We start from the raw sequence: 11771 nt of genomic DNA, 5'->3' as shown, positions 1-11771 counted from the left end.
AAGTAGACCTGAAAACGATGACCAACGATGCTGACCTGGCCTGGTTTTATTATGGTATCAACAAATATCAGCCTAACACCAATCACATAGATTATATTAAAGCCAACAACACTAAATTCAAATTCGTAGCCATCGCCAGCACCTGGGACGCCTCCAGCAAAAAGCTGCTGCCCGAGTTTTATAAAGTAATGATACTGGCCAGTGTTCCCGAAGAAAATATTCTCGCCTACGCTGCCGATCAAAGCCAGCAAACAGGTACAGACGCCGATCGCACTTACAAATTCAAGAAAGCGCCTACCTTCCTGTTACTGAAAGATGGTAAAGAAATTGGCCGCATAGCCGCCGAATCTAATGAACCACTGGAAACCGCTTTCGCCAATCTTATCCTGAAAGCGAACGACAAGTAAATTCCACTTCTATTATAAAAAGGAACGCTGCAGTTTTTGGCTGCAGCGTTTTTTTTATTGTTGTGACGGATCGTTCACCACCTCTATTTTAGTGGCCATCTTAACCCCGTACTGTTCCATGAACCGCATAATGGCCAGGTTCACATCTTCGCGCAGTGCGTTATAACGTGCCCCGTCCAGTATATAGGTGAGATAAATAACCTGTATTACGTAGGAATCTTTTGTAAAGTCGTTCAGGTTTACCGTAAAATCGGGCTCCACATTTTTATGATTACCCAAAAACTGATGGATGTCTTTTAACACCTTCTGTATTTTTTCCACCGAAGTATCAGCAGCTACCTCCACCCGAACGGCGGCACGCTGTTGTGTGCGCAGCGACAGGTTATCCAGCACACTGTCCACCATCTTTTTATTAGGCACCGTTACATACGTTTTCTCCAATGTACGCAGGCGGGTGCTGCGTAACCCGATTTTTTCCACCGTACCCTGGTAGCTGTCTACCTTCACCGTATCGCCCACGCGGAAAGGTTTATCAGAAAAGATAATAAAAGAACCGATGAGGTTCTCGATGCTTTCCTTCGCAGCCAGTGCCAGAGCAGCAGCGCCAATACCAAGGCCCGCTATCAGCTTCTCCACGATCGTTTGTCCGAACAGCACACGTATTACGATCAACGCCCCGAAAATCATCACAATAGCCTTGAAAAAATCTTTAAAGAACACTACGAACTGGTTGTCCGTTTTATCTTCTGTAAGGTCCGCCTTCGCTTCCAGCACCAATGCTACAAAATCGATAAGCCGCAGTAATATCCAAATGAAGCAAAGGCTTACGGTAAGCTCCAGCAAAGTGGTGAGCATTTCATGGATCGTGAGCGCACTTACCTGCTCTACAGACGCACCATTTAACGTAACCGTTTTGATTTTACGGTAGACATTAAAATTCAGTTGCGGCGGAAAACGCAACCGGTTCATCGTGAGCATAAACGCCACGAACACCAGCAGGTATTCCAAAGGTTTTACCAACAGGTTCACAAAGTCGGCCTTCTGCAACTGCGGCGACCAGTGTTTAATAAACTTAAAAGAAAAAGACGCCATCCATTTAGAGAGGATGCGTTTGATAAAGATCACCAGCAACACCACGCCAACTACAATAAAGTAATCCTGTAGCGGGTTGCCCAAAAATTCCCTGTTCAAAAATTCGTTCATAGCGTAAGTTATACTTCCGCAAATTTATTAAAATAACACACGTTTGCTCTCTTTATCAATCGCCGTTACCCCAGGCCTTTTCCCCTTTTCAAAACTTCCAAAAGTATGCTCAACACCTAATGCTTTTGCGCTGTTCAATGTGGCCCATTGCATAATTTCTTCCAAAGGAATATCGGCATGATGTTCATGAATCGTTTTTACTTCTTCCCAAACCGACAGCTGGTGGTTAGACGCCAGGCTATCCGTACCGATCGTCATTACACAATTATTATCGCGGAACAGCGAGAGGTAAGGCAGCGTATCTTCTATATAAATATTAGCGTTGGGGCAAAGGCACCAGTAAATATTTTTGGGAGAAGTGTGAGCCGCCTGGATATCTGCCTCCTCTGTAAAGGTGTTATGGACGAGCAGCATATTACCCTGCTGTTGAAAGTACGGCAGGTACGATTGCAGGCTACTCTTACCCGTGGGCCTAAAGTTGCCCATACCTATTCCCATATGCTCATAAAACCCGATAAATGCGCCCGTTCCGCTTTCATACAGCATATTTTCTGCAAAACACTCCTGGTTATGAATAGTAATGGGTTGGGATTGAGGAAGTTGGGAGAGGATGCCGAATAGGGCGGCCGATACAGAATAAGGGGCATGCGGCACCAGGCTGCTGGTATGTATACCGGCGGCATCCAGTTCGCGAAACGCTGTATACACCGCCTGCATCTGGTCGAACCGGGTTTGGGCGCCAGCGTCTACAAAGCCCATACATTCTATAAAAGAGTGGTAATACAGGTTATTTTTTTGTTTTTGGGAGATGGTGTTAGTCGTATTGCAAATATCCCCCACTGCCACAATTCCGCTGTTCAGCATATTTTCCTCCGCAGTGGCGATAGCTTCCGCTATCTGTTCCGGGCTATCCGGCTGGCGGGTGGTCATGACCGTGGTGAGAAAATCGGGCAGGCCCGTTTTTTCCGGTATGCGGCCAGCCATATGTGACAATTCAAGGTGACAATGCGTGTTAATGAGGCCCGGACTAAGCCAGCCCTCGATTTCCCTCACGCCCTCCCCTGCTTCCGACCGGTCTGTAACAGCCTCCACCACCCCATTTGGGGCCAATATCAACACTTTATCCTTCCCTAAAAACCTGTGCCCGTCAAAAATATTCCGGGCAGTTAACTTAATCCATGCCTTCATGCTGTACTATTTACGTGAATTGGTGTTAATTTTGCAACCCTGCGGGACCCTCCCTTTTACCGGAACGAGGGAACCTTCAGATTTGTAACAGGTATCAAAGATAACCATGATAGATAAACTGGAAGCCATAAGAGGCCGTTTTGAACAGGTATCGCTGGCGCTTACCAACCCCGAGATAGTAAGCGACAACAAACAGTTCAGCAAATACAGCAAGGAATACCGCCAGCTGGAAAAGATCGTGAACGCTTACAAAGCCTACACCGACCTGCTGGATGCCATTGCCTTCAATAAAGAAGTGCTGGAAAGCGGTGACGACGAAATGCGCGAGCTGGCCAAGGAGGAAACAGAATCCCTGGCCGAGCAGAAAGACGCCGCAGAAGCCAACATCCGCAACCTGCTGATCCCTAAAGATCCCCAGGATGAGCGTAACGCCATCCTTGAAATACGCGCCGGTACCGGTGGCGACGAGGCCAGCCTCTTTGCAGGCGACCTGTTGCGCATGTACCTCCGCTATTGTGAGAACAAAGGCTGGAAAGTGGCCGTGATGAACGAAAGTGCCGGTTCTGCAGGCGGCTATAAAGAAGCTGTACTGGAAGTAACAGGCGATGACGTATACGGTACACTGAAGTTCGAATCCGGTGTACACCGCGTACAGCGTGTACCAGCTACCGAAACCCAGGGCCGTGTACACACCTCCGCCGCTACGGTAGCCATACTACCGGAAGCAGACGAGGTAGACGTTGAAATCCGCGATGCCGATATTAAAATGGACACCTTCCGTTCATCAGGCGCAGGCGGACAGCACGTAAACAAAACGGAGTCGGCCGTACGCCTCACCCACATTCCTACCGGTACCGTGGTAGAGTGCCAGGAAGGCCGCAGTCAGCACAGTAACCGCGACATCGCGATGAAAATGCTGCGCAGCCGCATTTGGGAAGTAGCCGTTCGTAAACATGAAGACGCGATTGCTGCCCAGCGTAAAAGCCTTGTAAGCACGGGCGACCGCTCTGCAAAAATCCGCACTTACAACTATCCCCAGGGCCGTGTAACCGATCACCGTATCGGCATGACCGTATATAACCTCGACGCCTTTATGAACGGCGACATCCAGGATATGGTAGCTGCGCTGGCGTTTGCGGAAAATGCGGAAAAGATGAAGGGCGGACAGTAATGTCCTTCTAACCAAAGAAGAAAGTTCATTAACAAATAGCAACTAAAGGTTGGTGTATATACCGTTAAAGGTGCCGCACCAACCTTTTTTATGCGCCAGTGAAACCTCCCGGCAAAAAATAATACTGGCGGGCGCAACTTTCCCGTTGGCCCGATTGTTTTCTTTTCCCGGGTAACACATACTCCATTTAATTAATCTCCCCTTAAAAATTAAAACTATGTTAGATCAGCTTTTACAACTGGTAAAGAGTTCCGCCAACGAGGCAGTGGTAGCTAACCCCGCCGTGCCTAATGAGCAAAATGAAGCCGTAATCGGTGAAGCCACCAATGCTGTAGCCACAGGCCTGCAGGATGCGCTGGCAAATGGTAACACCAATGACGTATTGAGCCTGCTGAGCGGCAAAAGCGATGCTAGCACGGCTAATCCCCTGGTAAATAACATTTCCGGCAACCTGGTTGAAAGCCTTACAAAGAAATTTGGCCTTAACAGCGGCACCGCCAGCCAGATCGCCGGCACCCTGATCCCTGCCGTACTGGGGAAACTGGTAAAAAAGACCAACGATCCTAACGACAGCAGCTTTAACATCCAGGACATTCTGAATTCCCTTACGGGCGGTAGTGCATCCGGCCTTAACCTGGGTGGCATACTCGGCAAGTTCGGTTTGGACAAAGATGGCGACGGCGACGTTGACTTCCAGGACCTTACCGCTATGCTTAGCAAAGGCGCTAAACAAGAGAAACAAAAGCAAGGTGGCGAAAGCGGTGGCCTCGGCGGACTGCTGGGCGGCCTTTTTGGCAACTAAACGTGTTCGCAGCCATAAACAATTAATACAAAATATTATATTGTATATTTTGTTTATCAACATTTTGTGACTAAAAACTGAGTTTGGCAAAGAATTTGTTTTCTACCTTTGCACATCAAAACGAAATGCAGCAATATTTAAAATTTACCAAGATGAAACGAATGAAAGTAACGGTGCTGGCAGCCCTGGCAGGAACAATAATCTTCAGTAGCTGTAACACCTGGAATGGCATGAACAACACAGGCAAAGGAGCAGTTATTGGTACCAGTGGCGGTGCTGCAGCAGGCGCTGTAATAGGCAGGGCAGCTGGTAATACAGCACTCGGCGCTATTATCGGTGCAGCTGTTGGCGGCGGTGCCGGTGTACTGATCGGTAAAAAAATGGACAAACAGGCAGAAGAGATAAAGAACGAAGTACCTAACGCTAAAGTAGAACGCGTTGGTGAAGGTATTAACGTAACGTTCGACTCCGGCGTACTGTTCGGCTTTGATAAATCAGATCTTACGGCCCAGGCTCAGTCAAACATTAAAGAACTCACCGATATCCTGAACAAATATCCAGACACTTACGTACGTGTAGAAGGTCATACTGATGATAAAGGTACCGACTCTTACAACTACAGCCTGTCCGAAAGGCGTGCAAACGCAGTAGCTAACTACCTGAAAGCTCAGGGTGTTGCTGCCAGCAGGGTACAAACATTCTGGTTCGGTGAAACCCAGCCTAAAGTTCCAAACGATTCTGAAGCTAACCGCGCACAGAACCGCCGTGTGGAATTCTCCATCTACGCAAATGATAAGATGAAGAACGAAGCTAAGAACGAAGCTGGCAAACAGTAATATATTAATTCTTCATAAGCATTTGATAAGCCTCCTGACTATTCAGGGGGCTTTTTTTTGCTTTGGTTTGATCAGGAAAAATGTTCCGCTGCTTCTAAGATAACATTGCAGCTTCGCACGATCTCTTCATCCGTGATAATTAATGGGGGCACTATACGCAGGCATTCCGGCGCAAACAGGAACCAATCTGTCAACACCCCTTTATCAATACAATAATCAATTACCTTTTTATTGAAAGCGAAGTTCTCAAACTCAACGGCCAGCATAAGGCCAAGTGAGCGAACCGCTTTGATAGCGGGATGTTTTAAATGTTTAACGAACAGCTCACCTTTTGCATTTACTTTACTGATAAGATCTGCTTCCAGCAAAACTTTCATACCAGCCAGGCCGGCCGCACAGTTTACAGGGTGACCGCCAAAAGTGGTAATGTGACCCAATACCGGGTTATTGGTAAGGCTCCACATAATATCATGAGAAGAGATGAAAGCGCCTAACGGCATACCTGCTCCCAATGCTTTACCCAATAGCAATACATCAGGTACAATACCGAATTGCTCAAACGCCCAAAGGGTACCATTACGGCCAAGTCCACATTGAATTTCATCGAGAATAAGCAGTGTTCCTGTTTCCGTACACTTCTTACGTAATGCCTGCATCCATTCACGTTGCGGCTGGCGTACGCCGGCTTCTGCCTGCACCGTTTCTGCAATTACACAGGCCGTGCGGGTGGTGATTTGCGCGATAGCATCGAAACTATTGTATTGCAAATGCTGAACATCAGGCAACAACGGTCGGTAAGCATTACGCCAATACTCATCGCCCATCAAACTTAAAGAGCCCTGGGTAGAACCATGGTAGCTGTTTTTGAACGCAATGATCTCCGTACGGCCGGTGTGGCGTTTGGCCAGCTTCATTGCTCCCTCGGTAGCCTCGCTGCCAGAGTTGGTGAAGTATACACAGTCGAGCGCGGAAGGCAGATGATCGGCGAGAAACTTAGCATAAGCGACCTGCGGACTTTGCACAAACTCACCATACACAAGTAGGTGCATGTACGAAGCCGCCTGCTCCTGTATAGCCTTTACCACCGCAGGATGGCAATGCCCGACGTTACACACACTGATACCTGCAATGAGGTCCAGGTACTGCTTACCACTTGCATCTTCCATATACATGCCAGATGCCTTCACTATTTCAATCGCCAGCGGCGCGTCGGACGTTTGCGCTACGTGCTGCAAAAAAAGCTGCCTGTTGTTCATTTCCCGCTATTCGTTAATTTGAATGCGAAGTTAGTTCCTATCTTTGAACAGACATCATTCACCATCACCATCAATCTAAAAAAAGAAACAAATGCCAGTGATATTACCGGTTAAAGGCGTACATCCTAAAATGGGAGAAAACTGTTTTATTGCCCCCAATGCAACTATTGTAGGTGATGTTGTTACAGGCGACGACTGCAGTATATGGTTTAACGCGGTAGTGCGCGGCGATGTAAACAGCATTCGTTTGGGCAACAAGGTAAATGTGCAGGACGGTGCCGTTATCCATTGTACTTACGAAAAAACCAAAGCCATCATTGGAAATAATGTTTCTATAGGTCACAATGCCATTGTACACGGTTGTACGGTGGAAGACAATGTGTTAATAGGTATGGGCGCTATTGTAATGGATAATGCACACATTGGCAGCAATACTATAATTGCCGCCGGCGCCGTTGTATTAGAGAACACGAAAGTGGAAGCAGGCTGTATATACGCCGGCGTACCCGCTAAAAAGGTGAAAGAGATAAGCCAGGAGCTTATTAGCGGCGAAATTAACCGCATTGCTAATAATTACCTGATGTACAGCGGTTGGTTCAAAGAGGAGGAGGGGAAGTAACATACGTTATGAAAAAACGTTATATTGCAGATAAATCCCTTCCCTATGAGAAAATGGCTTTTAGTGCTTTGGATAGCATTTTTGGCGGCAGGCTGTGCTTCGCAGAAAACAGGCTGTCCCGGTAGCAACTTTTACTCAGGCGCTAATGCCAAGCAAAATAAACGCGCCAAGAAGCATATGGACAAGCTATTTTAAGCGTTTATCCATAAATAATAACAGCGATGATGATCCGGAAGCGACATATTTTGATAGTGATGGCTGTAGTAATAGCTACGGCTGCCTGCCGTACACCCAAAACGGGCTGCCCGGTACCTAAAAAAAATATGGGTGCGGAAAAGGTATTTGATGAGATGAACAGGCCACCTAAGAAGGGCTTGTTCAAAAAAAGAAGGTATTGATCAATATTGTTTTTCTTCGATAGACTCCAGCAGAGAAGCATAACTCACAAAGCGGTCCACATCAATTTTTCCTTCATTTACGGCCTGTTGTACGGCACAACCCGGCTCATTTACATGCAGGCAGTTATTAAACTGGCATTCCGCGATGTAAGGCTGCATTTCAAGGTAATAGTGCGAAAGTTCCGTTTTAGCAATATCTACGATACCAAACTCGCGTACGCCAGGCGTATCGATGAGGCGACCACCTTTAGGCAGGTCGAACATTTCGGCAAAAGTGGTAGTGTGCATGCCCTTCCCGCTCCAGTCGCTCACCGCCTTGGTTTTCAACTGTTTCATATCGGGCATTAATTCATTAATGAGCGATGACTTACCAACACCGGAGTGGCCCGACATCAATGTAGTTTTATCCTTCATCAGCTCCGTTAATTCATCAATCCCGTCTTTTTTAGCAGCAGATACCAGCATTACTTTGTAGCCGATACTTTCGTACACTGCTTTCCAGTGTTCAAACTTCTCCATCTCCTTCGCCTTGTATACATCCTTTTTGTTGAACACCAGCACTGCAGGAATATGATAGGCGGCCGCCGTCACAAGAAAGCGGTCGATAAAGCCCTGGGATGTACGCGGTTCCTTAACAGTACATACTAAAACCGCCTGATCGAGATTAGCGGCAATGATGTGTTTTTTATGTTTACCATGCGGCGAACTCCTTACGATATAATTGCGGCGATCGCCAATAGCGGTGATAATAGCATTGCCCTCACCCTGCTCTCCTTCCTCAAAAGCAAGCGTTACCTCATCGCCCACCGCAACCGGGTTGGTAGAAGTAATATTCTCATCAATCTTAAAAATGCCTTTCATACGGGCCTGCACAGTTTCGCCTTCGACCGTTTTAGTCTGGTACCAGCTGCCCGTTGATTTATATATGAGTGCTTGCATTTGCCTTTAAAATGCTATAAAGTTAGCGGAATTAATTAAGGCAACCTGCGGAAAACCGTGTAACGCAACACTGTTTCCAGCAACAGGCAGGCCAGTGCGAGTATGGCCAGGGGGAAGAAATGCTCTGCAAAACGTTTGTAGGAGGTTATCTCTACCTTGGTACGTTCCAGTTTATCAATTTCTTTATATACACTTTCGAGAGATCGGTTATCGGTAGCGCGGAAGTATTGTCCGCCGGTTTCTTTCGCAATCTGTTTCATTAATGGCTCGTCGATCTGCACATCCTGCATTTGCATGACAATGCTGCCATCGGGCATCGTTGCAGGCGAAGGCGCCTTACCGTAAGTACCTACACCAATGGTATAAACACGGGTTTTGTAAGCCTTTGCAATTTCCAGTGCCGTAAGCGGATCGATGGCGCCGATATTGTTCACACCATCGGTTAAAAGGATAATGATCTTACTTTTGGCCTTACTGCTGCGCAGGCGATCCACCGCCGTAGCCAGTCCCATACCGATAGCAGTACCATCGGCCAGCATACCGCTACGTATTTGCGCCAGCTGCGATTTAAGTACGGCATGGTCCGTAGTGATCGGGCATTGTGTGAAGCTTTCGCCGGAAAAAATCACCAGGCCAATACGGTCGCTGATGCGGCTGTCGATGAAGTCGTGCGCTACTTTTTTGGCAGCTTCCATACGATTGGGCAACAGGTCTTCGGCCAGCATACTGCCCGAAATATCTATGCTCAATACGATATCTATACCTTCACTATTAATATTTTCAGAAGTATTGGACGTTTGCGGGCGGGCCAGTGCGGTAACCAGCGCGGCATAAGCGATAAGACGCAGTGCGAACAGCAAAGGCCGTAACCTTACTTTCCATGATACAGGCAGGCCTTTTAAACCCTGCAGAGACGATACGTACATAGCGCCCTGCTGCTTTTTACGCCGGGAAATGTACCACCAGATCATTACCGGGATGAGTAACAACAGCCAGAAAAATCCGGGGTAGGCAAATTCTATCGTTTTCCAGGTGTCCAAATTCATCTTTTCTAATACTTTATCTTATGCTTTCGGATTTGTTTTATCTTCTTCCTTTTCCTCTACCGCCTTCGGTTTGCTCCACTCTACAATATCGATTGCCTTTTGCAGACAATCTTCATGCTCCTGCGGGGCAGGCTGCAGTTTCGCGAACTTGGCTAAGTCGGCCAGCGTTAAGATAGCCTGCAGTTTTTCGCGTTGCTGGTTAAGGATGGTAATCGGTTTAATGTTATGCAGTAACTCGCCGCTGGTTTGTTCCAGGGCCGGAATACGGAACTGCTTTTCAAAATAAACCCTCAATATATCCGTAAGCTGTGTATAGTAAATTTTGATATCGCCGTTGTTCCAGGCTTTTTCGGCCTCCATCTTCTTCAGTTCACGGATAGCCTCTTCGTACGGCGTTTCTTTAGGCTCCGGCGCCACATACTTCGGTACCTTTTTCTGACGGGCAAACCATATCAGCAAACCAATTATCACCAGTAATATCACACCGCCAATAATGTAAAGAATGTAATCCATCAGCAACCAGCCTACGGTCCTTACCGGTTTGATGGGTTTAAAAGCCTTGGTGGTATCCACGGCTACGGTATTGACATCTATTTCTATCGGCTGTGTAAACACCGAATCGTAAGAACCATCTGTAGTAGAGAACACCTCAAACTTCAGGGGTGGCAATGCCCAGCGGCCACTATCGAAACTGGTGAGGGTAAGCGTTTGGCGGAATATTTTTTCTACGTTATTGCTACCGGTGGTATCTATCTCCGAACGTTCCACCATTTCGAAATGCGCAAAGGAATCGGGCACTTCGGGGAAAACGATCTTGAAGTTGATACCGGGAATCAGACGAAGCTGTACGCGTGCGGAGAGGTTCAGTTTAAACTGCTCGCCAATACGTATCTGCGTGGTGTCTGGCACCGCCTTTACTTCGAAATAGTCGTGCTCCTGCGCTGCGGAGGTTAGCGGGCTCGCCACCATCCACAACATCAACATAAAAAATAATTGCTTTATTGCTCTGATCTGTTTTTGCATAATGGCTTTAAGCTATGCCCTGTTCAGGAAAAACGTTTGCAGGGCTTTCACGTAATCTTCATTGGTACGTATGGTCACCAGCTCTGCACCGCTTTTTACAAAAGATGTTTTACAATATTGAGAATGCAGCACAAACTGGTTAGTATAGTACTCGCGCACCCGTTTATCGCCGGAATCTACCCACTGTGTATGCCCCGTTTCTCCGTCCTTCATTTGCACCAGGCCTACATTCGGCAAATCTTTATCGCGCGGGTCGTACACCTGTATACCAATTACATCGTGCTTTTTAGAGGCGATGTTTAAAGCATCCTGGTAATTACCGGAGATGAAGTCGCTCATTAAAAAGGCGATGGTACGTTTTTTAGCAACGTTATTGAAGAAGCGGAGGGTTTCTGCGATATTGGTGCCTTTCCGTTTGGGTTCGAACGACAGTAATTCGCGGATGATAAACAGGATGTGCGATTTTCCCTTTTTAGGCGGAATGTACTTTTCCATTCCATCACTAAAAAAGATGACGCCAACTTTATCATTATTCTTAATAGCCGAAAAAGCTAACACCGCGCATAACTCTGTAACCAGGTCGCGCTTGTTTTGCTTCACGGTACCAAACATTTCGCTTTCACTTACGTCCACCATCAACATTACCGTTAACTCGCGTTCTTCTTCAAATACCTTTATAAAAGGATGATTAAAGCGTGCCGTCACGTTCCAGTCAATCGCCCTTACATCGTCGCCCACGGTATAGTCGCGCACTTCGCTGAACGACATACCGCGGCCTTTGAAGGCACTGTGGTATTCGCCTGCAAAAATGTGGTTCGTCAGCCCTTTCGTCTTAATTTCTATCTGGCGGACCTTCTTTAAAATTTCTGCTGTATCCATGGCA

Annotated in this window: 13 protein-coding genes; 6 read left to right on the top strand and 7 right to left on the bottom strand. The window is 47.1% G+C overall.

Translation table 11 applies throughout. The annotated features are described in order from the left end of the window. On the top strand, positions 1-407 hold a 407-nt coding region (locus QZT80_RS21215; protein WP_295126875.1), incomplete at its 5' end, for a hypothetical protein. 54 nt (positions 408-461) lie between these two features. Here the strand turns inward: QZT80_RS21215 and QZT80_RS21210 are convergent. Further along, positions 462-1610, bottom strand: coding sequence for a mechanosensitive ion channel domain-containing protein (locus tag QZT80_RS21210; protein WP_295126872.1), 1149 nt, complete (start codon positions 1608-1610; stop codon positions 462-464). A gap of 27 nt (positions 1611-1637) precedes the next feature. Then, positions 1638-2798, bottom strand: coding sequence for an amidohydrolase family protein (locus QZT80_RS21205; protein WP_295126869.1), 1161 nt, complete (start codon positions 2796-2798; stop codon positions 1638-1640). A gap of 106 nt (positions 2799-2904) precedes the next feature. Between QZT80_RS21205 and prfA the strand changes: the two genes are divergently transcribed. The 3 genes from prfA (at position 2905) to QZT80_RS21190 (ending at position 5607) form a co-directional block, all read left to right on the top strand. Next, entirely contained in the window at positions 2905-3969 is a 1065-nt protein-coding gene (gene prfA, locus QZT80_RS21200; RefSeq protein ID WP_295126864.1) for a peptide chain release factor 1, read from the top strand. Positions 3970-4186: 217 nt separating this feature from the next. Further along, positions 4187-4771, top strand: a complete 585-nt coding sequence (locus QZT80_RS21195) for a DUF937 domain-containing protein (protein WP_295126861.1) — start codon at positions 4187-4189, stop codon at positions 4769-4771. Positions 4772-4923: 152 nt separating this feature from the next. Beyond that, complete coding sequence (locus QZT80_RS21190; RefSeq protein ID WP_295126858.1) at positions 4924-5607, top strand: OmpA family protein; 684 nt, start codon at positions 4924-4926, stop codon at positions 5605-5607. Between the two features lie 71 nt (positions 5608-5678). Here QZT80_RS21190 and QZT80_RS21185 read toward each other — a convergent pair whose 3' ends face one another. Further along, positions 5679-6863 (bottom strand): aspartate aminotransferase family protein, encoded by a 1185-nt coding sequence (locus tag QZT80_RS21185; RefSeq protein WP_295126855.1) that lies wholly within the window; start codon positions 6861-6863, stop codon positions 5679-5681. 91 nt (positions 6864-6954) lie between these two features. Between QZT80_RS21185 and QZT80_RS21180 the strand changes: the two genes are divergently transcribed. Together QZT80_RS21180 and QZT80_RS21175 are read left to right on the top strand one after the other, a co-directional pair. Beyond that, positions 6955-7482 carry a gamma carbonic anhydrase family protein gene (locus tag QZT80_RS21180; RefSeq protein WP_295126853.1) on the top strand — a complete coding sequence of 176 codons (528 nt, stop codon included), beginning with the start codon at positions 6955-6957 and terminating at the stop codon, positions 7480-7482. A 45-nt stretch (positions 7483-7527) separates the two neighbouring features. Further along, positions 7528-7677, top strand: coding sequence for a hypothetical protein (locus tag QZT80_RS21175; RefSeq protein ID WP_295126850.1), 150 nt, complete (start codon positions 7528-7530; stop codon positions 7675-7677). Between the two features lie 203 nt (positions 7678-7880). Here QZT80_RS21175 and rsgA read toward each other — a convergent pair whose 3' ends face one another. From rsgA to QZT80_RS21155, 4 genes are read right to left on the bottom strand one after another with little or no spacing between them, the layout of a single operon-like run. Beyond that, positions 7881-8819, bottom strand: a complete 939-nt coding sequence (gene rsgA / locus QZT80_RS21170; RefSeq protein WP_295126847.1) for a ribosome small subunit-dependent GTPase A — start codon at positions 8817-8819, stop codon at positions 7881-7883. 35 nt (positions 8820-8854) lie between these two features. Continuing rightward, complete coding sequence (locus QZT80_RS21165; protein ID WP_295126844.1) at positions 8855-9865, bottom strand: VWA domain-containing protein; 1011 nt, start codon at positions 9863-9865, stop codon at positions 8855-8857. A gap of 18 nt (positions 9866-9883) precedes the next feature. Next, the gene (locus QZT80_RS21160) at positions 9884-10849 is read right to left on the bottom strand and encodes a hypothetical protein (RefSeq protein ID WP_295126841.1); all 966 of its coding nucleotides are present in this window, start codon (positions 10847-10849) and stop codon (positions 9884-9886) included. 51 nt (positions 10850-10900) lie between these two features. Continuing rightward, a complete protein-coding gene (locus QZT80_RS21155; protein WP_295126838.1) occupies positions 10901-11767 on the bottom strand; it encodes a DUF58 domain-containing protein in 867 nt (288 codons plus the stop codon). Between the last annotated feature and the right edge of the window lie 4 nt (positions 11768-11771).

The organism is uncultured Chitinophaga sp., assembly GCF_902168175.1.
In the GTDB taxonomy this organism is placed as follows: Bacteria; Bacteroidota; Bacteroidia; order Chitinophagales; family Chitinophagaceae; genus Chitinophaga.
This window is presented reverse-complemented; position numbering and strand designations above follow the sequence as displayed.